22 protein-coding genes are annotated in these 24,067 nt (G+C 67.1%); 7 read left to right on the top strand and 15 right to left on the bottom strand.

Annotated features, from left to right (window positions below; translation table 11 throughout):
* Positions 1-6 precede the first annotated feature (6 nt).
* The gene (gene ilvD / locus ACWGIC_RS10865) at positions 7-1,851 is read left to right on the top strand and encodes a dihydroxy-acid dehydratase (protein ID WP_452075693.1); all 1,845 of its coding nucleotides are present in this window, start codon (positions 7-9) and stop codon (positions 1,849-1,851) included.
* 686 nt (positions 1,852-2,537) lie between these two features.
* On the opposite strand, the gene ACWGIC_RS10860 is transcribed toward ilvD, so the two are convergent.
* Together ACWGIC_RS10860 and ACWGIC_RS10855 are read right to left on the bottom strand one after the other, a co-directional pair.
* Positions 2,538-3,113 carry a DoxX family protein gene (locus tag ACWGIC_RS10860; RefSeq protein WP_452075692.1) on the bottom strand — a complete coding sequence of 192 codons (576 nt, stop codon included), beginning with the start codon at positions 3,111-3,113 and terminating at the stop codon, positions 2,538-2,540.
* Positions 3,114-3,219: 106 nt separating this feature from the next.
* The gene (locus tag ACWGIC_RS10855) at positions 3,220-4,128 is read right to left on the bottom strand and encodes a 2-hydroxyacid dehydrogenase (protein WP_452075691.1); all 909 of its coding nucleotides are present in this window, start codon (positions 4,126-4,128) and stop codon (positions 3,220-3,222) included.
* A gap of 58 nt (positions 4,129-4,186) precedes the next feature.
* Between ACWGIC_RS10855 and ACWGIC_RS10850 the strand changes: the two genes are divergently transcribed.
* Complete coding sequence (locus ACWGIC_RS10850; RefSeq protein ID WP_452075724.1) at positions 4,187-5,395, top strand: PQQ-dependent sugar dehydrogenase; 1,209 nt, start codon at positions 4,187-4,189, stop codon at positions 5,393-5,395.
* Positions 5,396-6,042: 647 nt separating this feature from the next.
* On the opposite strand, the gene ACWGIC_RS10845 is transcribed toward ACWGIC_RS10850, so the two are convergent.
* From ACWGIC_RS10845 to gatC, 4 genes are read right to left on the bottom strand one after another with little or no spacing between them, the layout of a single operon-like run.
* Positions 6,043-6,558 (bottom strand): hypothetical protein, encoded by a 516-nt coding sequence (locus tag ACWGIC_RS10845; RefSeq protein WP_452075690.1) that lies wholly within the window; start codon positions 6,556-6,558, stop codon positions 6,043-6,045.
* Positions 6,559-8,064 (bottom strand): Asp-tRNA(Asn)/Glu-tRNA(Gln) amidotransferase subunit GatB, encoded by a 1,506-nt coding sequence (gene gatB / locus ACWGIC_RS10840; RefSeq protein WP_452075689.1) that lies wholly within the window; start codon positions 8,062-8,064, stop codon positions 6,559-6,561.
* The gene (gene gatA / locus ACWGIC_RS10835; RefSeq protein ID WP_452075688.1) at positions 8,061-9,578 is read right to left on the bottom strand and encodes an Asp-tRNA(Asn)/Glu-tRNA(Gln) amidotransferase subunit GatA; all 1,518 of its coding nucleotides are present in this window, start codon (positions 9,576-9,578) and stop codon (positions 8,061-8,063) included. Before gatA ends, gatB begins: the two co-directional genes overlap by 4 nt.
* On the bottom strand, positions 9,575-9,874 hold the full coding sequence (gene gatC / locus ACWGIC_RS10830; RefSeq protein WP_378310203.1) for an Asp-tRNA(Asn)/Glu-tRNA(Gln) amidotransferase subunit GatC: 300 nt from the start codon (positions 9,872-9,874) through the stop codon (positions 9,575-9,577). Before gatC ends, gatA begins: the two co-directional genes overlap by 4 nt.
* 221 nt (positions 9,875-10,095) lie before the next feature.
* Here gatC and ACWGIC_RS10825 point away from each other — a divergent pair, with 221 nt between their 5' ends.
* Positions 10,096-10,749, top strand: coding sequence for an ACT domain-containing protein (locus ACWGIC_RS10825; RefSeq protein WP_037367388.1), 654 nt, complete (start codon positions 10,096-10,098; stop codon positions 10,747-10,749).
* A 250-nt stretch (positions 10,750-10,999) separates the two neighbouring features.
* Here the strand turns inward: ACWGIC_RS10825 and ACWGIC_RS10820 are convergent, their stop codons facing one another.
* The 6 genes from ACWGIC_RS10820 to ACWGIC_RS10795 form a co-directional block, all read right to left on the bottom strand.
* Complete coding sequence (locus ACWGIC_RS10820) at positions 11,000-11,392, bottom strand: PASTA domain-containing protein (RefSeq protein ID WP_452075687.1); 393 nt, start codon at positions 11,390-11,392, stop codon at positions 11,000-11,002.
* Positions 11,393-11,708: 316 nt separating this feature from the next.
* A complete protein-coding gene (locus ACWGIC_RS10815; protein ID WP_452075686.1) occupies positions 11,709-12,203 on the bottom strand; it encodes a GNAT family N-acetyltransferase in 495 nt (164 codons plus the stop codon).
* A complete protein-coding gene (gene ligA / locus ACWGIC_RS10810; RefSeq protein ID WP_452075685.1) occupies positions 12,196-14,355 on the bottom strand; it encodes an NAD-dependent DNA ligase LigA in 2,160 nt (719 codons plus the stop codon). Before ligA ends, ACWGIC_RS10815 begins: the two co-directional genes overlap by 8 nt.
* 11 nt (positions 14,356-14,366) lie before the next feature.
* Positions 14,367-15,077 (bottom strand): hypothetical protein, encoded by a 711-nt coding sequence (locus tag ACWGIC_RS10805; protein ID WP_452075684.1) that lies wholly within the window; start codon positions 15,075-15,077, stop codon positions 14,367-14,369.
* A gap of 73 nt (positions 15,078-15,150) precedes the next feature.
* Entirely contained in the window at positions 15,151-16,185 is a 1,035-nt protein-coding gene (locus tag ACWGIC_RS10800; protein ID WP_452075683.1) for a methionine synthase, read from the bottom strand.
* Positions 16,178-16,333, bottom strand: coding sequence for a hypothetical protein (locus ACWGIC_RS10795; RefSeq protein WP_452075682.1), 156 nt, complete (start codon positions 16,331-16,333; stop codon positions 16,178-16,180). Before ACWGIC_RS10795 ends, ACWGIC_RS10800 begins: the two co-directional genes overlap by 8 nt.
* A 193-nt stretch (positions 16,334-16,526) precedes the next feature.
* Between ACWGIC_RS10795 and ACWGIC_RS10790 the strand changes: the two genes are divergently transcribed.
* The 4 genes from ACWGIC_RS10790 to ACWGIC_RS10775 all read left to right on the top strand — a co-directional run bounded on the left by ACWGIC_RS10790 (position 16,527) and on the right by ACWGIC_RS10775 (position 20,101).
* A complete protein-coding gene (locus ACWGIC_RS10790; protein WP_452075681.1) occupies positions 16,527-17,030 on the top strand; it encodes a hypothetical protein in 504 nt (167 codons plus the stop codon).
* Positions 17,031-17,134: 104 nt separating this feature from the next.
* Positions 17,135-18,178 (top strand): MBL fold metallo-hydrolase, encoded by a 1,044-nt coding sequence (locus ACWGIC_RS10785; protein WP_452075680.1) that lies wholly within the window; start codon positions 17,135-17,137, stop codon positions 18,176-18,178.
* A gap of 52 nt (positions 18,179-18,230) precedes the next feature.
* The gene (locus ACWGIC_RS10780; RefSeq protein ID WP_452075723.1) at positions 18,231-18,674 is read left to right on the top strand and encodes an N-acetyltransferase family protein; all 444 of its coding nucleotides are present in this window, start codon (positions 18,231-18,233) and stop codon (positions 18,672-18,674) included.
* A gap of 152 nt (positions 18,675-18,826) precedes the next feature.
* Positions 18,827-20,101, top strand: a complete 1,275-nt coding sequence (locus ACWGIC_RS10775; protein WP_452075679.1) for a DUF222 domain-containing protein — start codon at positions 18,827-18,829, stop codon at positions 20,099-20,101.
* Positions 20,102-20,106: 5 nt separating this feature from the next.
* On the opposite strand, the gene mnmA is transcribed toward ACWGIC_RS10775, so the two are convergent.
* The 3 genes from mnmA to ACWGIC_RS10760 form a co-directional block, all read right to left on the bottom strand.
* Positions 20,107-21,201, bottom strand: a complete 1,095-nt coding sequence (gene mnmA / locus ACWGIC_RS10770) for a tRNA 2-thiouridine(34) synthase MnmA (protein ID WP_452075678.1) — start codon at positions 21,199-21,201, stop codon at positions 20,107-20,109.
* Between the two features lie 4 nt (positions 21,202-21,205).
* Positions 21,206-22,402 (bottom strand): cysteine desulfurase family protein, encoded by a 1,197-nt coding sequence (locus ACWGIC_RS10765; RefSeq protein ID WP_452075677.1) that lies wholly within the window; start codon positions 22,400-22,402, stop codon positions 21,206-21,208.
* A 64-nt stretch (positions 22,403-22,466) separates the two neighbouring features.
* Positions 22,467-23,831, bottom strand: coding sequence for an MFS transporter (locus tag ACWGIC_RS10760; RefSeq protein ID WP_452075676.1), 1,365 nt, complete (start codon positions 23,829-23,831; stop codon positions 22,467-22,469).
* Positions 23,832-24,067: the final 236 nt, after the last annotated feature.

The following is a 24,067-nucleotide window of genomic DNA, read 5'->3' as shown; positions in this document are numbered from 1 at the left end:
AATGCCGTGCCGCACCTCCGTTCCCGGACCACCACCCACGGTCGCAACGCGGCGGGCGCACGCTCGCTCTGGCGTGCGACCGGAATGACCGACAGCGATTTCGGCAAGCCGATCGTCGCGATCGCCAACTCCTACACCCAGTTCGTGCCCGGCCACGTGCACCTCAAGGACCTCGGCGAGATCGTCGCCGAGGCGGTCGCCGAAGCCGGCGGCATCGCGCGAGAGTTCCACACGATCGCGGTCGACGACGGCATCGCGATGGGCCACTCGGGCATGCTCTACTCGCTGCCCTCGCGCGAGATCATCGCCGACTCGGTGGAGTACATGGTCAACGCGCACCAGGCCGACGCGCTGGTGTGCATCTCCAACTGCGACAAGATCACGCCGGGCATGCTCAACGCCGCGATGCGGCTCAACATCCCGACCGTGTTCGTCTCCGGCGGTCCGATGGAGGCCGGCAAGGCGGTGGTCGTCGAAGGCGTCGCGCACGCCCCGACCGACCTGATCACCACCATCGCGGCGTCCGCGAACTCGGCGATCGACGAGGCCGGCCTGTCCGAGGTCGAGCGGTCCGCCTGCCCGACCTGCGGTTCCTGCTCCGGCATGTTCACCGCGAACTCGATGAACTGCCTCACCGAAGCGCTGGGCTTGTCGTTGCCGGGCAACGGTTCCACGCTCGCGACGCACGCGGCCCGGCGGGACCTGTTCTCCAACGCCGGACGCACGGTGGTCGAGCTGTGCAAGCGCTGGTATGGCGAAGACGACGAGTCGGCGCTGCCTCGGTCGATCGCCACGAAGGCGGCGTTCGAGAACGCGATGGCGCTCGACATGGCCATGGGCGGGTCGACGAACACCGTGCTGCACATCCTCGCCGCCGCGCAGGAGGGCGAGGTCGACTTCACGATCAGCGACATCGACGCCATCGGGCGGCGCGTGCCGTGCCTGTCGAAGGTCGCCCCGAACTCCGACTACCACATGGAAGACGTCCACCGGGCCGGCGGCATCCCCGCCATCCTGGGCGAACTGTACCGCGGCGGTCTGCTGAACACCGACGTGCACGCGGTCCACGCGCCGGACCTCGCCACGTGGCTGAACGAGTGGGACATCCGCGCCGAATCTCCGTCGGAGACGGCGCTGGAACTGTTCCACGCCGCGCCGGGCGGGGTCAGGACGACGAAGGCGTTCTCGACGGAAAACCGCTGGTCGTCGCTGGACACGGACGCTGCTGGCGGCTGCATTCGAGACATCGAACACGCCTACACGAAGGACGGCGGCCTCGCGATCCTGCGCGGCAACCTCGCCGAGAACGGCGCCGTGATCAAGTCCGCGGGCATCGACGAGGACCTCTGGCACTTCCAGGGCCCGGCGCGGGTGCTGGAGAGCCAGGAGGAGGCCGTGTCGGCGATCCTCAAGAAGGAGATCCAGCCGGGCGAGGTGCTGGTCATCCGTTACGAGGGCCCGGCAGGCGGCCCCGGCATGCAGGAAATGCTGCACCCGACGGCGTTCCTCAAGGGTTCCGGCCTGGGCAAGAAATGCGCCCTGATCACCGACGGCCGCTTCTCCGGCGGTTCCTCGGGCATCTCGGTCGGCCACATCTCGCCGGAAGCCGCCGCGGGCGGCCTGATCGGCCTGGTGGAGAACGGCGACCAGATCGTCCTGGACGTCCACGAGCGCCGGCTCGAGCTGCTGGTGGAACCGGAGGTTCTGGCCGAGCGGCGGGCGAAGATGGACGCTTCGGAACGTCCGTGGCAGCCGAAGGACCGGCAGCGCCCGATCACCGCGGCACTGCGGGCCTACGCCCGGATGGCCACCTCGGCCGACACCGGCGCGGTTCGGGACCCGAACCGCTGATCCTGCTGCTTCGGTTTTGCTTTCGCCGGAAGGGGCTCGCGCGTGATGCGCGGGCCCCTTCCGTGTTTCGGCTGGTTGGATCGGCCGCTGAAATCTCGGATTCGCTTCTGCCGGATCTCGGCCCGCCACGATTCGCCGCTAAACGGCGACAGTCACCTCAGGCATCCCAAGACACGATTCGCCGCCAAGCGGCCAACAGTCATCCCGGCTGACTCCCGGCCACGGCCGACGCAAATCGCCGCCAAACGGCGAACGGTCGCCCCACCCGTGCCAAGACCGCAGATCCAACCTCAGCCGCACACGCCTCAGAACAGGGCCACCATCGCCACGCCCGGACAACCTCCCGTACGCACCGGGCCGCCCACCGGTCGAGCCGGCCGACCTCGCGCACGCGGTCCCTCACATCAACCGAGCACTCCGCCATCGAGCCCCTGCCAACCTCCGCCAGCCCACTGCCGGGACTGTCCCCAGACCTCCGCGGCTTAACCCCAGCCGCCGCGCTCTCGTCGCCCACGAACCGATCGTCTCGACGACAACCCACCTGCTGCCCAGGTGAATTTCGACCCTGACCAGGCATTCGCCACTAAACGGCAACACTGCCAAGACCACGCCCGAGACAGAACGCCCACCGACCCAGGCGTTGCCTCCAGCCGACTCCGCGTGCAGCGGCGTAGACCCCGGACGCGTCAGCGAGTCAGAACAATGACCACCACAGACGCAGCCGCAGCCAGCAGCAACGAGATGAGCCCAAGGGGCAACGGCCGCTTCCTCCACGGCGTGTTCCGCTCCAGCGAGAGGGTGCCCGCGCCGGTGAAGATCAGCGTCAGCGCACACAGGCCGAGCAGCATCTCGTACTCCCAGCCCTGACCGGTGCCCTGGAAGAAGCCGCCGTGGAACTTCGCGTAGACGATGTTCGCGGCCACGCCCAGCAGCCCAGCCGCGGCGAGCGGCGTGAACAGGCCGACGATCACCAGCGCACTGCCCGCGACCTCGGTGATGCCAGTGATCCAGGACAACAGCGTCGTCTGTTTGTGGTACCCGAACATCTCGAGCACGTGCGCGAACCCGCCGACGCCCGGTCCGCCGAAAGCGCCGAACAAATGCTGCAGGCCGTGCGCACCCATGATCACGCCGAGTCCCAGGCGCAAGACGAGCAGGCCGAAGCCGAGACCGCCCTGCCGCGGTTCGTCGTAGTCGTTGCCGGCAGAGTCCTCGACACCGGACAGCACGCTGGTCTGGTAGTCGTCCCCTTGAGTGGTCACGCGGCGAAGATTAGGGGATTCAGCCGTGGCCCGCGAGCGAGCACGCCGAGGTCAGGGGCTCTTTCAGGGTTCACCCTGAGGTGCCGGGCCGACAGCCGGGAAATGATCAGTATTCGCCGCGCACGAGATTGCCAGGTAGCTCGCCGCCAGCGTACCGGGCGATTTCCGCCGCGGCCACCAAATAAGCGCGCCGCCGGACGCCCCGCACCGCTCCGGCCACGTGCGGCGTCAGCACGAAACCGGGGGCCGTCCACAACGGATGGTCCGCCGGCAACGGCTCGGGATCGGTCACGTCGAGCGCCGCGCGAAGGCGTCCGGCCGCGATTTCCGCAGCAAGCGCGTCGGTAACCACGACTGGCCCTTGAGCCGCATTCACCAGCACCGCGTCATCACGCATCGTCGCGAGGAAGTCAGCGTCGACCATGCCGCGAGTCCGCGACGTGAGGGGGACCATCATGACCACCACATCGTGGTACGGCAGCAATCCCGGCAACTCATCGACACCGTGCACGCCCTCGCGCGCCGACATCCCGACCATCGTGCAGCGGACGTCGAATGGCTCCAACCTCCGCCGCAGCTGCCTTCCGACGTCCCCAGCCCCGACGATCAGCACTCGCTGCCCCTGCAACGTGTCGGACGGCAGCTGCTCCCAGCGTCCGGCTCGTTGCGCCGCCGCGTAGACGTCCAGATTCCGGTACATCGACAGCAGAACGCCGACGACCCACTCCGCCATGCTGCCGCCGTGCGCCCCGCGGCAGGTGGACAACAGCACGCCTTCCGGGACGCGGCCAACCCAGTCTTCCGCTCCGGCGGTCAGGAGCTGCACCAGTTTGAGGTTCGGCAGATCGCCCCAGATGTCGTCGCCCGCTGAATCCATGGCCGGAACGAGCACCTCGGCTTTCGCAGCCTCCGGCGGCAACGGGTCGCCCCATTCGTAGCGCACCGCGTGCACAAGGGGGATTTCGGACAGCACGGCGACGCCCTCGTCGTCCGGGACCAGCACGGTGACTGTCATGATCACCACGGTAGCCACTTACCAGTGGCTCACGCCGCGCCACCTAGGCTGGGGCATCATGCGTACCCGGTATCGGTGGTCGGCACCGCTGGCCCTCCTTGCCTGCGGCGGCCTCGTGCTTTCCGGCTGCGCCCGGTTCGACGACACCGCCGCCGGCCAGACGTTCACCCCCGCGCCGGTGCCGAGTCCGGAATCTCCGCCGCAGGTCCAGGAGCATGGCGACGGCTCCGGCGGTGGCCCCCGCAAAGGCCCCGCCCAAGCGCCGCCCTCGCCGGTTCCGCCGCCGCAGGGCTGCAAGGACTTCGACAAGGCCGTCATCGCCACCTGCCTGGACACAGTCGCCGCCGTCGCCGGACTTCCCGGCGAAGGATCCGCGCCCGCCGCTCTCGCCGGCGAACGGAAAACCGGCCGGGTCCTGCTGGCAAGCTCCGGACATGACGCGACGTCGTTCGCGCAACTGGACGTCCAAGCCGATGGCGACGGCGGGCTCACCAGCCTGGCGCTGTCGCCGAGCTACGTCGAAGACCAGTTGGTCTTCGCATACGTCACCACGGCGTCGGACAACCGAGTCGTGCGCTTCGCCAAGGGCCAGGCACCGAAGCCGGTACTGACCGGAATCCCGAAGGGTTCGACCGGCAACCGCGGAGCGCTGGCCAGCGACGGGAGCGGCGCGCTGCTCGTTGCGACAGGCGACGCAGGCAACCCCGCCGCAGCTGCGGACCCGAACTCCCTGGCCGGAAAGGTCCTGCGCATCGACGTGTCCGGAAAACCGGCACCGGGAAATCCCTCGTCCGGATCGGCCGTCTACACCTCGGGCCTGCACTCCCCCGGCGGCATCTGCCGCTCGCCCGACGGGAAGCGCACGTGGGTGACCGATCACCCGTCCAGCGGCCCGGACGCTGTCTACCGCCTCCAGCCCGGACAGCCGCTCAGCACTCCCGCCTGGACCTGGCAGGACAAGCCCTCCCTCGGCGGCTGCGTGGATTTCGTCGACGCTAACGGCATCCTCGGCATCGCGTCGTCCACCGGCTTGCAGAACGTGCCGGTCAACAAGGACGGTGCAGTCACCGGCAAACCGACGGTCACCCTCGACGGCAAAAGCAAAGCCGCCACGACGTACGGCCGGCTCTCCGCCGTGAGCATGATCAACCCCCAACTGGCCGTCGCGGGAACCGTCAACAAGGACGGCGGCAAACCGGTCTCCAGCGACGACCGCGTGGTCCTGATCGTGGTGAGCGACACTGGCGGCGGCCCGGGCAAGGACTGACGCCGGATGTTCCTGGCCGAGCCTTTCAGAGGTCGGCTGGGCTGGTTGACCTGCGGTTAGCCGTTTAGCGGCAACAACCGATCCGGCCACCGCGCGCGGCGACGCTCGACCTCACGCGCGCTGCCCGTCTGCCCGGCAACGCCCCTCTCAGCCAGCGTCGAGTCTGACCGGAGTCGCCACCCAACGGCGACGACCACCACCCTCTAACCCGGGTGCCTGCCCAGATCGGCACCGCCGCGAAATCGCCACCAACGTCAGCCTAGGCGTCGGTCCATCGCCGTCGCCGCTCAGCGACAACCCGAGAGGCTCCATCCGCTTCTGAGGTTCATCTCCCAATGGCAAACCTCAGTAGCGACGACTCGCCGCAACACCTAGTCGCCGCTCAACGGCCAAGCACATCGAGAGCTGTCTCCCAACCAGGAACATCCCGGCCGCTCAATGGCGAATCCACCACAACCGCATCTCAGCTGAGGGCACCGAGTCGCCACGCAACGGCAAATCCCCTGAGAGCCACCTCTCGGCCAACGGCACCGTCGCCACCCAGCGGCGAATCCGCCGAAGCCAGCATCACCGAGGGATCTCCCCGTGGCCGTTCAGCGGCGAATCCGCCAGAAGCCACCTCGGCCAGGAAACACCCGCGTCGCCGTTCAGCGACGACGCGAAGCCCTGCTCTCCGCCCGAGCCGCCCGGATGTCCACGATCGCCACCACAACCGACCCGACCGCGAACGCCATCCCCAGGTACCGCCCGACCCCACCCGAGATCGACACTCCCGCGGCGTCCAGAAACGCACGCTGATCACTGTCGAACACCCAGTCCAGCGTCGTCCAGCCAATCACCATCAGCAGCACCGTCGCCAGACCGCCCACCAGCCACAGCTGCGGCAGCCCGCTCACCCGCGCCTTCGTGATCTGGCCGAACAACACCACCGCAAGCCCGACCACGGCCAGCAGCAACGGCGGACCCCACGAGAAGAGATCCGAATTCCACGCCGTACGCACGACGTCGCTGTGCGGCAACGTCCCGAACGCGTCACGGACGTCAGACGTCGCGGTGTCCGCCGAGAGCACGGTCCAGGGCAGGAGCGTCGATCCAACCGCGAGCAGCCCGGCCGCCAGGCCGAGCCACTCGCGCCAGGTGACGCGTCGGAGCGAGAAAGCCACTCAGGAACCGACGCGCTCGATAATCAGCTCACGCACCCGCTTGGCGTCGGCCTGGCCCTTGGTCGCCTTCATGACCGCGCCGACGATCGCGCCTGCGGCGGCGACCTTGCCGCCGCGGATCTTGTCGGCGATGTCCGGCTGCGCGGCCAGTGCCTCGTCGACAGCGGTGAGCAGCGCCGAATCGTCAGAGACGACCTTCAGACCGCGCTTCTCGACAACCTCGCGCGGCGAACCCTCGCCCGCGAGAACGCCCTGGACGACCTCCTTGGCGAGCTTGTTCGTCAGCTCCCCGGAGGACACGAGCCCGATCACCTCGGCGACCTGCGCCGGTGTGATCGCCAGTTCGGTCAGCTCGACCTCACGGGCATTCGCTTCCTGCGCCAGCGTGTTGACCCACCAGCCGCGCGCCTCGTCCGGCGTCGCACCGGCCTCGACCGTTGCCGCGACGAGGTCCACGGCACCGACATTCAGCAGGTCGCGCAGCGCTTCGTCGGAGAGCTTCCACTCTTCCTGGATGCGCTTGCGCCGCTCCCACGGCATCTCCGGCAGCGTCGCGCGCAGCTCCTCGACCCACTCGCGCGACGGCGCGATCGGTACGAGGTCGGGCTCCGGGAAGTACCGGTAGTCCTCCGCGGTTTCCTTGGCACGCCCGGACGACGTGGTGCCGTCTGCTTCCTGGAAGTGCCGCGTCTCCTGCCGGATCGACCCGCCCTCGGCGAGAATCGCCGCCTGGCGCGTCATCTCGTACCGCACCGCGCGCTCGACGCTGCGCAGCGAGTTGACGTTCTTCGTCTCCGTGCGCGTACCGAATTCCGTGGCGTCCTTGGCCATCAGCGACACGTTCGCGTCACAGCGCAGAGAGCCCTGGTCCATCCGGACGTCGGACACATCGAGCGCCCGCAGCAGATCGCGCAGCGCGGTGACGTACGCGCGCGCCACCTCAGGCGCCCGCTCGCCGGTGCCGGTGATCGGCTTGGTGACGATCTCGATCAGCGGCACGCCAGCGCGGTTGTAGTCGAGGAGCGAGTGCTCGGCGCCATGGATCCGGCCGGTCGCGCCGCCGATGTGCAGCGACTTGCCGGTGTCCTCCTCCATGTGCGCGCGCTCGATCTCGACGCGTACGACCTCGCCGTCGTCCAGCGTCACGTCGAGGTAGCCGTCGAACGCGATCGGCTCGTCGTACTGCGATGTCTGGAAGTTCTTCGGCATGTCCGGATAGAAGTAGTTCTTCCGGGCGAACCGGCACCATTCCGCGATCTCGCAGTTGAGCGCGAGACCGATCCGGATCGCGCCCTCGACCGCCTTGCCGTTGACCGCCGGCAGCGAACCGGGCAGGCCGAGGCAGGTCGGGCAGGTCTTGGTGTTCGGCTCGCCGCCGAACTCGTTGACGCAGCCGCAGAACATCTTCGTGTTCGTGCTGAGCTCCACGTGGACCTCAAGCCCGAGAACGGGGTCAAACCGCTCGATGACCTCGGCGTAGTCCATCAACTCGGCCACGGCAGTCACTTCGTTCCTCCCAGCTCCGGAGCCTGGTGCACGAGCGAGCCGCCAGCAGCGGCGTCGCGCGCGGCCTCATACGCGGCACCAACGCGGTACAGCCGGTCGTCGGCGAGCGCGGGGGCCATGATCTGCAGGCCGACCGGCATTCCGTCCTCATCGGACAGTCCGCTCGGGACGCTCATGGCGGCATTGCCCGCGAGGTTCGACGGGATGGTGCACAGGTCGGCGAGATACATGGCCATCGGGTCGTCCACGCGCTCGCCGAGCTTGAACGCCGTGGTCGGCGTCGTCGGCGACACGAGCACGTCGACCTTCTCGAAAGCCTGCGTGAAGTCGCGCGTGATGAGCGTGCGCACCTTCTGCGCGGAGCCGTAGTACGCGTCGTAGTAACCCGACGAAAGCGCGTACGTGCCGAGCATGATGCGACGCTTCACTTCAGCGCCGAAGCCCTTCTCACGCGTCAGCGACATGACTTCTTCGGCACTGTGCTGGCCGTCGTCCGAGACGCGCAGGCCGTACCGCATAGCGTCGAAGCGCGCGAGGTTCGACGACGCTTCGCTCGGCGCAATCAGGTAGTACGCAGGCAGCGCGTACGTGAAGTGCGGGCACGACACCTCGACCACGTCGGCACCGAGAGCGCGAAGCTGCTCTACAGCAGCCTCGAAAGACCGCAGCACGCCTGGCTGGTAACCGTCGCCGCCGAACTCCTTCACGACGCCGACACGTACGCCGGTCAGGTCGCCCTTCGCGCCTTCGCGCGCCGCGGCGACAACCGGCGGCACCGGTGCGTTGATGGAGGTCGAGTCCATCGGGTCGTAGCCAGCGATCGCTTCGTGCAGCAGTGCGGCGTCAAGCACCGTACGTGCGCACGGCCCGGCCTGGTCTAGCGACGACGAGAACGCCACGAGCCCGTAGCGCGACACTCCGCCGTACGTCGGCTTCACGCCCACAGTGCCGGTGACAGCGCCCGGCTGGCGGATCGAGCCGCCAGTGTCCGTACCGATCGCGAGAGCCGCCTCGAACGCCGAAATCGCCGCCGAGGAGCCACCGCCTGATCCGCCCGGGATGCGCGCGTGGTCCCACGGGTTGTGCGTCGGGCCGTACGCCGAGTTCTCCGTGGAAGAGCCCATAGCGAACTCGTCCATGTTTGTCTTGCCGAGGATCACGACGCCGGCTTCGCGCAGCTTGCGCGTGACAGTCGCGTCGTACGGCGGCAGCCATCCCTCAAGCGTGCGGGACCCGCAGGTCGTCGGCACACCCTTCGTGGTCAGCACGTCCTTCAGCGCCAGCGGGACGCCCGCCAGCGGCGACGCCGGCTGCTCCCCCGCGGCCAGCTGCTCGTCGACAGCCTTGGCCGCGCCGAGCGCGCCCTCCGTGTCGACGTGCAGGAACGCATGCACGTGGTCGTCCACCGCGGCGATGCGGTCCAGGTGCGCCTGCGCGACCTCGACCGCGGACACCTCGCGCGCGTGGATCTTCGCTGCCAGCTCGGCGGCGGTCAGCTTGACGAGTTCGCTCACTGTTCTTCTCCCAGGATCCGCGGCACCCGGAACCGGCCTTCCTCGGCGGCCGGCGCGGCGGCCAGCGCGTCCTGCTGCTCGAGGCTGGGCCGGACGGTGTCCTCGCGGAAGACGTTCGTCAGCGGCACGGCGTGCGAGGTCGGCGGGACGTCCTCCGCGGCGACTTCGCTGACCTTCGCCACCGAGTCCAGGATCTGGTCGAGCTGGCCGGCGAAAACGTCCAGCTCGTCGTCGGTCACGGCCAGCCTGGCCAGCCTGGCGAGGTGTGCGACCTCGTCTCGGGAAATGTTGGGCACGCGGGTGACTCCCGGGGTGTGCTGTGCGGGTGCTCTCGGAAGCTGCAAGTCTATGGTGACGGCGTCGGACGGTTCGACCGGGTTATCGGGCCGCGGGCGCCGGGCAGGGCGTCCCGCTTGCCGGACAGCGGGCCCTTGCGGGTACCCGGTCTGTCACAATCGGCGCCCGGCAAGCGCGTCCCACGACAGGGCTGGGACGCCTGAGGCGAGAGGGGCGCGTGGTGTCGTTCCTGATCCGGGTCCAGCTACCGGACTCCCCCGGCACCCTCGGCGCGGTCGCGACCGCGCTCGGCACGGTCGGGGCGGACATCCTGAGCGTGGACGTGGTGGAGCGCGGCGGCGGGCTCGCGATCGACGACCTGGTGGTCGAACTCCCGTCGGGCCGGCTCCCGGACGCACTGATCACCGCGGCCGAGAGCGTGGAAGGCGTCGAGGTCGACGCGGTGCGGCCGTACGCGGGCATCCTCGACACCCATCGCGAACTGGAGCTGGTCGAGGAGATCGCCGCTCAGCCGAAAGCCGGGCTGGACTTGCTTGCCGAAGGTGTGCCGAAAATCATCCGCGCCGGATGGGCGGTGATCGTCGAGCATTCGGAATCAGGGCCTCGCCGCCTGGCTTCGTCGAGCGCGGCGCCGGAGAACCCGTTCACGGACCTGCCGTGGCTGCCGCTGGAACGCGCGACAGTCCTGGACGGCGAGGATTCATGGGTCCCGGAGACTTGGAAGGAACTCGGCACCGAGCTGGCCGCCACTCCGCTGGGCAAGCCGGGGAAGGCGATGCTGGTCGCCCGGCCGGGCGGGCCCAACTTCCGTGCCGCGGAGGTCGCTCGGCTGGCACATTTCGCCGGGATCGTCGCGGTGGTTCTGGACGGGTGATCCGAGACTTGGGTCAACTGTCCTGAAGGGTTCGAGGCGGCCGGGTTGAGCGGTTGGCCGATCTAGCGTTTCAGTTGCCGATAATCGGCTAATCAGCCCGTCGAAGGCCGTAGTCGTCAACAGCCCGGGGCTGACTCACCGTTCTTTGCGCGCGAACCTCGTCGTCATCCCTGTCCACAAGTGCAGACGATCCCGCTCAAGAAGGCGACAAGCCGACGACTGCCGATCCCGGCGGAGTACCGGACGGCGGCTATCTGCACTTGTCGGCGTAGAGGGTGACGACTGTGCCAGCAGAAACCACAGTGCCGGGCTTGGGATCCTGCCCGGTCTGACACCAGTTCCGGTCGATGATCATCATCCGCTTCTTCCCGGACGAATCGACCTCTCGCAAGTTGTACAGCCCAGCCGCCTGCATGGCGTCCTGCGCGTCCTGATGATTCATGCCGGACACGTCAGGGACTTTGATCGTCGCCGGATGCGCAGCACTGACCGGCTTGCTCCCAGTCGTCGTCGCGGACTCGGTTGCTGTCGCGGTCACCACTGTTGTCGAAGTTCCACCGGGCTGTGGTGCGCCGTTGCAGGCAACAGCAAGAAAAGCGGCGGCACCAACGATGGGAACGGCGGCTTTAGCGAACTTCGCCATGATCACGCTTCCTCGATACGAGTCAGTACTTCACGCGTGACAGCTTGAGTCGAAGCCAGACACCTACACGTTACAGCCCATAGCCAGTCGAAGCTCGCCAAACAGACCCGCCGCGCACGACCGTCCACCAGCGTCGGCCGAGACCACCCGGCCGACGCTCACCACCAGGAACGCCAAAGCACCCGCCAGCGCCCGAAGAGAGCCGGGGCGAAGGTTCGCCGCCCCGTCGCCACTCAACGGCGAATACCGGCGGCGAACCCCGCCCAACACTTTCGCCAAAAAACGGCAAAAGCCCAGGACCTGCGAAAACGAGACGTCAAAGACCGTATTCGTAGGCGATCAAGTTGACCCCCGGATGCGGATGCCAGTCCCGCCCCGGCAACCGCCGGAAGCCGATCCGCTCGTAGAGCCGGTGCGCCTTCCGCATCACGTCGAGGCTGCTCAGCACCACCCGGTCGACACCGAGCTCCCGGCCGCGGGTCAGCACCGCCTGGGTGAGCGCCTCCCCGACCCCTCGCCCGCGCGCCGCCTCCGCGACCGCCAGCATGCGGAACTCCAACTCCCCCGGCTGGGAGATCTCGGAAAGCGCGCTCCCCGGCTGGACGATCGCGACCGACCCCAGGATCTGCCCCTCCGGATCGACCGCGACCAGCAGTTCGGCGTGCTCCGCCCGCCCCGAGACGTCACGAAGTTTCGCCTCGTACGCAGCGTCAGTCTCGAAAAATCCCTCGATCCGGTAAGCCTCGACAGTCACCTCGCCGAGCGCATCGAACTCCTCCCGCCGCGCGGGGCGGATCTCCACCTCACTCATCGCCGTCCTCGGCTTCCTCGTCCGCACCGGTGTCGAGCGCCAGTTCCGCAGCCGCCTCCGGGCCGCGCTCCAGCAACGCACGGAACCCGTTCTCGTCCAGCACTGGCACCTTCAACTGCACAGCCTTGTCGTACTTCGACCCCGGCGAGTCACCCACTACGACGAACGACGTCTTCTTCGACACAGATCCCGCGGCCTTGCCGCCGCGCGCCATGATGACTTCTTTCGCTTCGTCACGGGAAAACCCGTCGAGCGAACCGGTCACCACGATCGACAGGCCCTCGAGATTCCGCGGGATCGATTCGTCGCGTTCTTCCTCCATCCGGACCCCGGACCGTCGCCATTTTTCGACGATTTCCCGATGCCAGTCGACCTCGAACCACTCCTGCACGGCGTGCGCGATGGTCGGGCCGACGCCGTCGACGTCCGCGAGCTGCTCCTCGCTCGCGTCCTCAATCAGTTGCAGCGAACCGAATTCCCGCGCAAGCGCCTGCGCCGCGGTCGGCCCGACATGCCGGATCGACAGCGCGACGATCACTTTCCACAGCGGACGGTCCTTCGCCGAATCGAGGTTCGCCAGAAGTTTCCGCGCGTTCGCTGACAGGTCGCCTGCCTTGGTGCGGAACAACTCCACCTCAGCGAGCGACTCCTCGTTGAGGTCGAACACATCACCCTCGTCGGCGACCACCCTGGCGTCGAGCAACGCGACCGCCGCCTCGTACCCGAGCACCTCGATGTCGAACGCGCCGCGGCCGGCGAGGTGGTACAGCCGTTCCCGCAGCTGCGCGGGGCAGAACCGGGTGTTCGGGCAGCGGATGTCCTTGTCGCCTTCCTTTTGGTAGGCGAGTTCCGTGCCGCATTCCGGGCACTCGGTGGGCATCACGAATTCGCGTTCGTCGCCAGTCCGTGCGTCGACGACGGGGCCAAGGACCTCGGGGATGACGTCGCCGGCCTTGCGGATCACGATCCGGTCGCCGATCAGCACGCCCTTGCGCTTGACCTCTTCCTGGTTGTGCAGTGTCGCCCGCGCGACCGTCGAGCCCGCGACCTTGACCGGCTCGGTGACTGCGAACGGCGTGACCCGTCCCGTGCGTCCCACGCCGACCTGGATGTCCAGCAGCGTCGTGATCGCTTCTTCCGGCGGATACTTGTACGCGATCGCCCACCGCGGCGCACGCGACGTAGTGCCGAGGCGACGCTGCAAGGCGACCTGGTCGACCTTGATCACCACGCCGTCGATCTCGTGTTCGGCGTCGTGCCGATGTTCACCCCAATAGGCGATGTGATCGGTGAGTTCCTTGCCGGTCCGCAGCACTCGCGTGTGCGGCGACACCGGCAATCCCCAGGCCGCTAGCGCATCGTAGGCATGCGACTGGGTGACTGGTTCGAAGCCGTCGCGCTTGCCGAGGCCGTGACAGATCAGCCGCAGCCGGCGCTCCCTGGTGATCTTCGGGTCCTTCTGCCGCAGCGACCCAGCAGCCGTGTTGCGCGGGTTCGCGTACGGCAGTTTGCCCGATTCGACCATCTTCGCGTTGAGCTCAAGGAAGTCCTCGACGCGAAAGTAGACCTCGCCGCGCACCTCAACGAGCTTCGGCACCGGGAATTCGTCGGTGCCGGTAAGTTCGTCCGGTACCTGATCGAGGGTGCGGATATTGAGCGTGACGTCCTCGCCGGTACGTCCGTCGCCGCGGGTAAGACCTCTGGTGAGCTTGCCGTTCTCGTAGAGCAGGTTGATGGCCAGGCCGTCGATCTTCAGCTCGGCCAGGTACTCTGTGGCCCCGATCTCCTTCTCGACGCGCTCGACCCAAGTGAGGAACTCGTCGGTGTCGAACACGTTGTCCAGGCTCAACATGCGCTCGAGGTGGTCGTGCGCGGTGAACTCGGTGGAGAACGTGCCGCCGACGTTCTGGGTCGGCGAATCCGGCGTGACCAGCGCCGGGTATTCGTCTTCGATCTCCTGCAGGTCGCCGAGGAGCGCGTCGAACTGGCCGTCGGAGACGATCGGCGAGTCCAGCACGTAGTACCGGAACTGATGGCCGCGGATCTCCTCCGCGAGCGCGCCGTGCCGCTCGCGCACGTCGGCCGGTACGTCGGTCACGTCCTGGGCGGCCTCCACGGCCACCTGGTCTTGGGGAAGGTCGGTGCTGCTCACAGGTGGTGAGCCTAGCCGGAGGCACCGACACTTTCGTCCGGTTGCTCCGTCAGCCCGCGGACCAGCTCCCGGAACTCCAGAAGATCGATCGTGCCTTCCGGCGCGGCCTCGGCAGTCTCGACCCGGCGCAGCCTCTCGGCGGCCAAACGCTCGCCCAGCGTCGCGTCGAGCGGCAGGAACGTCATTGTGGTGCGCGAAGCCTCGTCCAGGTCCGCGAACACGGGATGGTGGACCGCGACGTCAACCACGCCGTCGTCCACCTGCGCGACAACCCGGACGTCAGCCAGCGAGATGCGGTGCTCGCCCAGGTTCACCGTCACCTCGGTCGGGTCCGGGACCGGAGGCACCGAATCGTGGTACTCCCAGATCGCGTCGTCCGGCGGCCCGGCCGCTTTCCACGCGTCGGTGTACGGGCGCAGCTCCGGGTCTTCCTGGCCGCTGACGACCAACGCGTAGATGGCGGTCCGACCGCGTTCGAGCGAGAAGTGCAGACGCGGGTGGAACGTCTCGACCAGCACGCAGAGGTCGTGCTCGACGCGATGCGGTTCGCCTTCGCCCAGCGCAGCGCTGACCTCGGGCAGAAGGTCGTACCAGCCTTCCCAGAACGCAGCTGCCGCAGCAGCGGCGTCGGACGGCACCGGCTGCTCAGGCCAGGGCGTACGGGGATCTGGCGGCGCGGCTTCGGTGTCGGCTTCCGAGCGACGACGACGGAACAAACGCATGATTCGGAATTTCCCCCGGTTGCTTCTCTTCACCAGCCACGGTACGCGTCACGGCAGCGGGACGTCCGCGAAATCACCAGTTCTCAGGCGGCTCCACGAACCCTTTGCCCAGGTCGCGACTAAGAGCGAGCGCCCGGCGCATCCACTCGTTCGTGGCACCGGCCAGACCGCACGCAGGCGTCGGAACAGTGCGCTCCGCCAGGATCGACCGGTTGAACCCCAGCCGGTCCACGAGCCTGAGCGCGGGCGACGCGATCTCCTTCAGTGCCGGAGCCGTCACCGGGTCCGTGGCCGGCACGAGGCCCAAGAAGAACGTAATTCCGCTGTCCCAAGCCTCGCCGATCTCGTCCAGAAGCTCGGCCGACGCCCCGGCGAGCATGCTGACGTCGAACGCGACGGCTCCAGCACCCGCGGCGCGGAAGAGCGCGATCGGCGGCCGCGGAGCGCAGCAGTGGACGATGACCGGCTGCCCGGTTATCGAGCCGATCCGTTCGATCGTCGTCGCAAGCAGCTCCCGAACCTCCGGCGCAGGCACCGCGGCGACGTTGCCGTATCCCGACGGAGTTGACAGTTTTCCGGCCAGAACAGCAGGCAACGACGGCTCGTCGAGCTGCACGACCACTGGCGCGTCAGTCCTCGCGGTCAGCTCCGCGACGTGCTGGGCAAGCCCGTCGAGAAGCGACGCGGTGAAGTCCCGCAACGCCCCGCGGTCAGTGAGCACCCGATGTCCCCGGGCAAGCTCGATCCCCGCGCCGAGCGTCCAAGGCCCGGCGACCTGGGTCTTGAGGACCGCTGGCGCACCAGCGTTCTCGCGCGCGGCTTGAACGGCGTCGAGGTCCCACTGGAGCAGATCGCGCCCACGACGATGTTCGTGGCCAGGCCGTCCGGCGACGCGGTAACCGCTCGGCACAACGTCAATCGCGAGATCCACGAGCAACGCCGCGGTCCGGCCGACGATGTCGGCTCCGACGCCGCGAGCCGGCAATTCGGGCACATACGGGAAGCCGGGAAGCTCTCCGAACACCACGGCGGCGGCCTCGACGGGATCGGTCCCCGGCATGGACCCGATTCCTGTCGCCGCGCCCGCAGGCCAAGGTCGTTCACTCACAGGCCGGATTGTCGCGGAACGGGCGGCTGCCGTCCGCACCGCCCCTTCGGACAAGCTTCACCCGACCGCGCGGCAATAGCCGGACATTCGCCGCATATCCCTTTGCCTGCACCGAATTCGCGGCCACGGCGTTAGTCTGGATCGTCATGACCAGCTCCGCCCCGACACCGCCCGGCAAAACACCCGGTGACGCATCCGCCCGGGAGCCGCAGCGGGGCACCGTGCCCGGAGCACCGTACCGTCGAGGTTCACACCGCTCGTTTGAGCGGACCCTCTTCACTGAGCCGGTCCTCTACGTCAGCCGAGAGGCAAAGCCGACCGCCGCCGGCCAGGAGTACGGCGTGTTCGACCGCCACGGCCTCCGCATCGGCGGAGTTGCCGTCACGACACCCAGCTTTCTGCGCAAAGTCGTTCAACTTCTGCGGAAATCCGGCCAGCACGTCAGCCGCAGGTTCGAGGTACGAGACGCGAATCAGAGCACTGTCCTCAAAGTCGAGAAGCCATCGAAGGGTCCGCTGGCCCGCTTCGTGGTCACCCGCGCGGACGGGACGCCGATCGGAGAAATCATCCCGACTGACGCAGGCCGCGTCCGGTTCGCCCTTCGCGCCGAAGGCAAGACGATCGCCACCGTCGTCGCCAATGGGCGGCAACAATGGGAAGTCGCGATCGAGGACTCGACCCGCACCGAGGTCGCCCATGTCGGGCACCCGCCACCAGGACTTTTGCCGATCAGCGGCAACGCCTGTCTTGTAGAGATCCCGCTGCAGGTCCCCGAGCCGCTAGCCAGCATGCTCGTCGCGACCACGTTGACCATCGACATCGCGCTCACCGCACAACCCGGTTGATCACGTGACCGGCGTCTCAGCCCCGCCAGGTGGACAGCGACCGAAATACGGCCCAATGTAAGGAAAGTCCGGGACGTCGAGGTCCCGCCTGGACGGAGGTCGCCGTGGAGCCGTTGCCCGAAGGCAGTTACTCGAACTGGGCTGACCCCGGGGTCTACGAAGTGGCCGCGGGCGTCTACCGGATTCCCTTGCCATTGCCGAGCGACGCCCTGCGCGCGGTCAACGTCTACGCCGTCACCGACGGCACGAACCTGGTGCTCGTCGACTCGGGCTGGGCCCTCACCGAATCTCGCCGATTGCTGACCGACGCGCTCAAGGCATTCGACGCCGAGCTCGGCGACGTCCGAGAATTCCTCATTACTCACGTCCACCGCGACCATTACACGCAGGCAGTCGCCCTTCGGCGCGAGTTCGGCAACCGGATCGCGCTCGGCAAGCTCGAGCAGCCTTCGCTCGACGCGAGCGCCAACCCGAACCAGTTCCCTATGCAAGCCCAACTCGACCTTCTCCGCCTCAGCGGCGGGCAAGAAGTCATCACGGCGCTCAGCAAGCTGTTCGGTTCGGAGCCCCGCCACACCGAGGCGGATCTCTGGGAAGAGCCAGACGAATGGCTGACGCCCGGCCGCCGAGCAGTGCTACCCGACCGCGAGTTCGACGTGGTCCACACCCCAGGACACACCAACGGCCACGTGGTTTTCGTCGACGGCGCAGCCAACCTGTTGTTCTCCGGTGACCATGTGCTCCCGCACATCACTCCGTCGATCGGCTTCCAGCCGGTTCCGGCCGAGTTGCCGCTGAACGACTATCTCGACTCCCTCCGTCTGGTTCGCGGAATGCCGGACCGGCGCATGCTGCCGGCTCACGGCCCCGTCACCGACAGCGCGCATGCCCGCATCGACGAACTTCTCGAACACCACCGGCGACGTCTCGAAACGATGGCGGCACAGATCGAAGCCGGAGCCAGCACCGCGTTTGAAGCCGCCAGCCGTCTCGGCTGGACTCGCCGCAGTCGCAAACTGTCCGAAATGGACGGCTTCAATCAGATGCTCGCAGTCTTGGAGACCGGCGCGCACCTGGATCTGCTGGTCTCACAAAACAAGCTCGCAGCCGAAGACGTCGACGGCATTCGTCGCTACAAGACCACGTAGCAGCCAACTGTTCATCATTCGCCCAATGGAATACTGATCAGCCGTGCCTCCTATCACTGTGCGACGAGCTCGCGCCGACGATGTCGAAGCAATCGTCCAGATGCTTGCGGACGACCAACTGGGAGCAACCCGCGACTCGCCGTCTGAACTAGAGCCCTACCTGCGAGCGTTCGAAGCCATTGCCACAGACCCAAACCAGCTGCTGGTCGTCGCAACATCAAACGATCAGCCGGTAGCCACACTTCAGCTCACGATCATTCCCGGCCTCGCGCGGCGTGGTGCACTTCGCGGACAAATCGAAGCTGTGCGGGTACACCGTGACCACCGCGGCTCAGGTTTGGGCGCACAACTCGTGCAGTGGGCCATCGACGAATCGCAGCGACGCGGCTGCAACCTAGTCCAGCTCACCTCGGATACAACGAGGACGGCAGCGCACCGCTTCTACGAACGATTAGGCTTCGTCGCGAGCCACACGGGTTTCAAGCTGCATCTCTGATCACTCCCTCCTCGCAGCTTCACCCGTCCACGCACTTGGTCACCCACCTTTCACCGTGCCAGAGTCGTCACGCAATAGCCAAGTGATTGCACGATGGGCCCCTTCGCGCAATTTAGCTGACAGTGCTCGGATCGATGCGTATCGTGACGATCATGAGCAAATCGATCACACAGGCGGACCACGCCGACCAGACCCACAACGCCACCGAAACAGCAGACCTCGCCTTCCTGCTTCGCGCCATGCACGCGAACCTCAACCTTTTCGACCGTCTGAAGTCAGATCAGCTGATGGCAGCGGTGAAGGACGCAAACCGTCAGATCGCCCGGCTGCAGGCGTTGCAGCTGCATTGCATGGCGGGCATGCGAAGACGAAGATCAGACCCGCACGAGCTGGCGTGCGAATTCGCGCTTGCCTTGCATATCACCGACACTCGAGCCGGTGCGATGATCGCCGCCGCCGAAGCCCTGGCCCAACGCCTGCCTCGAATCTTCCGGTTGATGGATCAGGGCAAGTTCGATCTCTATCGCGCCATGAAGGTCACCGACGGCACCAGCCAGCTGTCCGACCGCCACGCGCGGATGGTCGACTACCTGCTCGAACACCGGGTGGAAGACAAGAATCCGACTCAAGTCCGCAAGGCAACCGCCTACGCCGCAACGAAAATCGATCCGGACGGCGCGATGAACCGGCTGGCTCAGCGGAAGTCTGAGCGCCGCGTCGTCCTTCAGCACCAGAGCGAAGGCATCTCCCGGATCTCCGTCGACAACACCTCGACCGACAAAGCTACAGCCGCCTATCTCCGCGTCGACAAGATCGCTCGATCGCTCAAAACGGGCGATGAGAAGCGAACTCTCGACCAACTCCGCGCTGACGTCGCGATCGATCTGCTGCTCAGCGGCAAAGGCGGCGTTCCAGAGCAAACCGAGGTGTACCTCTACGTCGACCTGCAGACCTACCTGGGTCTCAACGACAACCCCGCTGAGCTCGCCGGCCACGGTCATATTCCCGCCGAACTCGCGCGTCACATCGCCGCTGGTCCCGACACGATCGTCCGCCGGGTCATCACTGACCCGTTGACCGGCCAAGTGATCGAGGTCGGCAAGTTCCGGTACCGGCCGAGCATCGACGTGGATGAGTTCGTGCGGATCCGCGACCGTGAGTGCCGACAGCCAGGCTGTCCGCGGCCCGCGCACAACTGCCTCACGGAACCGACCTGTCCTGATTCCGCGGATGCAGACTCGACGTTGAGCTACTGCCTACGCCACCGCCGTCTCAAGGACCGGGCGGACTGGAGCTATGAGGTCCTGCAAGACGGGAAACTGATCGTCACGACACCAACCGGAGAGAAAGCTGAAAGCGCACCTCCAGCACTACACGATCCCCAACTCACACCAGAACAACCTGAAGAGGAACGCCTAGGCGCATAAGGAGATCAGCGCGTGCCAGAGATCTTGGCGCTCCCGAGCACCAGGTCGCCGGCTTGGTCGTCTTGCCGATAAAGGACAACGACCTGGCCCGGTGCCACACCACGCAACGGTTCGCGCAACTGGATGGAGACTCGTCCGTCTTCATCCACTTCAGCGACCGCGCCGGCAATGCCGCCGTGCGCGCGAACCTGGACTGTGCATTCGGTCGGGCCGTCCAATGCTCGTCCACTCGGCCAGATCGCGCGGTCCGCGTCGATAGCCTCGACACCGAGGTCTGCCGACGACCCGACCTTCACCGTGCCCGAAACAGGTTCGAGCGAAAGGACATACCGAGGTCGTCCATCAGCGGCCGGGGCGTCGATACCGAGGCCCTTCCGCTGGCCCACGGTGAACCCGTGTACGCCGGTGTGACGCCCGAGCACCGCACCTGTCTCTGCGTCAACCAGTTCGCCGGGACGCTCACCGAGCCGCTTCTCCAAGAACTTCTTGGTGTCGCCGTCCGGGATGAAGCAAATGTCGTGGCTGTCTGGCTTCCGCGCGACGGAAAGCCCGCGCTGCTCCGCTTCGGCACGCACGTCAGACTTCCAGGAGTCGCCCAGCGGAAACATCGCGTGACGGAGCTGCTCAGGCTGCAGTGAAGCCAGCACGTACGACTGGTCCTTGCCTTCGTCCGCGCTCCGGCGAAGCTCCAGCTCGCCATCGACCGTCGCTAGGCGCGCATAGTGGCCGGTCGCAACAGCGTCGAAGCCAAGAGCGAGGGCCTTCTCAAGCAGCGCCTCGAACTTGATCTTCTCGTTGCAAGTCACGCAAGGGTTCGGAGTACGGCCTGCGGCATACTCGCCGACGAACGTCTCGACGACCTCTTCGGTGAAGCGCTCCGCGAAATCCCAGATGTAGAACGGGATACCGAGGATGTCCGCAGCCCGGCGGGCGTCGTGGGAGTCTTCGATGGTGCAGCAGCCGCGGGAACCCGTCCGCAGCGTGCCAGGTTGGGCTGAAAGCGCCAGGTGCACTCCGACGACATCATGGCCGGCGTCCACTGCACGCGCAGCGGCGACGGCCGAGTCGACTCCTCCGCTCATTGCGGCCAGTACGCGCATTGCTTTACACCTCTTGCTTCTGCGTCTGTTTGCGCATGCCGGCGAGGCCGGCCTGTCGAGCGCGGGTGACGACGCCACTAATCTCGCGGGCCAGGGTATGCACGTCGTCCAGTGTCGACGTGTGGCCGAGCGAGAATCGGAGCGAACCGCGGGCCGCGGCGGCGTCTGCCCCCATTGCCAGGAGGACGTGACTTGGCTGCGCGACCCCCGCGGTGCACGCCGAACCGGTGGAGCACTCGATGCCCTTGGCGTCCAAGAGCATCAGCAAGCTGTCGCCCGCGCAACCAGGAAAAGTGAAATGAGCGTGGCTCGGCAACCGCTCGCCGTCGCGGCCATTAAGGATCGCGTCCGGGACCTCGCGCAGGACCGCGGCGACGAGTTCGTCACGCAGCTTCTCGACCCGAGCGGCATACTCGGCGCGACTGCTGATCGCCGCCTGCACCGCAGCGGCGAAGCCAGCAATCGCTGGGACGTCGAGAGTGCCTGACCGAACGCTGCGCTCCTGGCCACCGCCGTGGAGGACGGGGACACACGACGTGTCGCGGTCGAGGAGAAGGGCACCGACGCCGTACGGGCCGCCGAGTTTGTGGCCAGTCAGTGTGAGAGCCGCTGCTCCGGACGCGGTGAAGTCGACGGGAACTGCACCAACCGCCTGGACGGCATCCGTGTGCAGGGGAACCGCGTATTCGTTGCAGACCTCGGCGAGAGCGGCGACCGGGTTGACAGTGCCGACCTCGTTGTTCGCCCACATCACCGTCGCCAGGGCAACAGTCTCCGGTGCCGAATCGATCGCGGCGCGGAGCGTTTCCGGCGACACTCGCCCCTGGTCGTCTACTTCGAGCCAGGTGATCTCGGCATCAGAGTGCTGTTCCAGCCACTCGACCGTGTCGAGGACCGCGTGATGCTCGACCGTGCTGCACAGGATGCGACGCCGAGCCGAGTCCTCGCCGTTTCGAGCCCAGAAGATGCCCTTGACCGCGAGGTTGTCACTCTCCGTACCGCCGCCGGTGAAGATGACTTCCGATGGTCGCGCGCCCAAAGCGGCGGCGATCACTTCGCGTGCTTCCTCGACGGCCCGCCGAGCTCGACGGCCCGAAGAGTGCAGCGCAGAGGCGTTGCCCACGGTGGACAAAGCCTCAGTCATCGCCGCAATGGCTTCGGGCAGCATCGGAGTGGTTGCCGCATGGTCGAGATAGGTCATCGCTCTATCAGGGTAGACCGATGCGGCCTGTGACGAAGCTCGCCCCAGGCCGCAGAGTGGCACGTCACACCCGTTTCGGCCACCGGCTCGTGAGTCGGACGCCGAGCAGAGCCAGCAGGACGAGGGCGATACTGAGCAGCCCCATCGCGGGGGACGGCTGGGCGGCGGACGCGACGGCAGCCAGTAGCACCCCGCCGACGCCAATGAGCAACGCTGATCCGACCCAGTCGGCGAGCTGCATTGCGGACGTGTTGAACCCCCGCTCCCCCTCAGGCGAGTAGCGCAGCAAGAGGACTGAGATGGCAGGCATCGCGATTCCCATCCCCGCGCCGCCAACTGCGCAGACGGCGAAGGCCACCCATGCGGGGAACCACGGTTGGGCGACAAAACCGAAGCCGACCAGGCCCACAGCGACAAGCGCGAAGCCGGTACGCAGCGATGCCTCCCGCGACCAGTCGAGGAATCGGCCTTGGAGCGCCGACGCGGCGGACCAGCCCAGCGCGGTGATGGTCAGAGGCAGGCCCGCGAGCGCAGGGCTATAGCCGTGGACAGCGGTCATGGTCAGCGGGAGGTACGCCTCCATGCCCGCGTATGCGCCAGCGATCAGGGCTCGAGAGGCGACCACTGTGGGTAATCCGGGACGAGAAGTCATAGTTCCGGCTGGCAGGAGTTTGCGCAGTGCGACGGCTAGCGCAACAAGGCTCAAGGCCCCGTACGCGATCGCGGCAGGCGATGGGTGTTGTGCGGCCCAGCTCAGTGCAGCGACCCCGAGCGCAGCGACAACAGCGGCGATGACGCCTGCGCGACGTCCAGCTGGCAGCGGCACGTGGGCGGGCAGTCGGCGAGTGATCTTGCGGAGGAGGACGATTCCGATCCCGACCAGCGGAAGCAGTCCGAGGAAGACCCATCGCCAGCCGACGGTCACGGTCATCAATCCGGCGACGAACGGGCCGATGACCGCCGGGAGCACCCAGGCAGCCGCATTAGCCGCGTAGATGACGGGCCGTTCGCGATCGGTGAACGTCACGGCGATCAAGAGCGAGACGGACACCAGCAGAAAGCCCGAGCCGAAGCCCTGCAACGCGCGGCCGACTAGCAACATCGGCATCGTCGTCGCGATACCTGCGACAGCTAATCCTGCGGCGAACAGCGCCGGCCCCACGAGGAGGGCTGGCGCCGGGCCTCTGCGGTCGCCCAATCGTCCGGACAAGACTGTGGCGACGACGCTGGCCACCAGGAACGTGGTGAACGGCCAGGAATAGAGCGCCAAACCGTGAAGTTCGGCGACGAGTGTCGGCATCGCGGTGGCTACGCCCATGTTTTCAAAGGCCACCAACGTGACCACAAGCAACAGGCCGACGGTGACAAGCCGGTGTTCGCGACTCCAGAGAACGCTCTTTCGGGGCTGCGCTTCGACGGTCTGGCTCATGATCGCGAGCTTGCAACCTCCAGCGCCCTGGAGGTCAAGTCGACCGTCGGCCTTTCGGGGTGAACAGTGGGGCGCACCGCATCGGGATGAAATTTGACGCCGCGGGATGACGTTCCGCAGTTCGAGGCGGGCTTGTGGGCTTCTCATGGATGCCGCATACGGGCAGCCGAGAGGAGCTTGGCGCAGGAGGTCGCTGACGCCCGGTAGTCGCCGACGCCGCGGTGATCGCCTAGACC

The organism is Amycolatopsis sp. NPDC054798, assembly GCF_053611505.1.
Note: the sequence above shows the minus strand (reverse complement) of the source record. Positions and strands in the feature narration are given on the sequence as shown.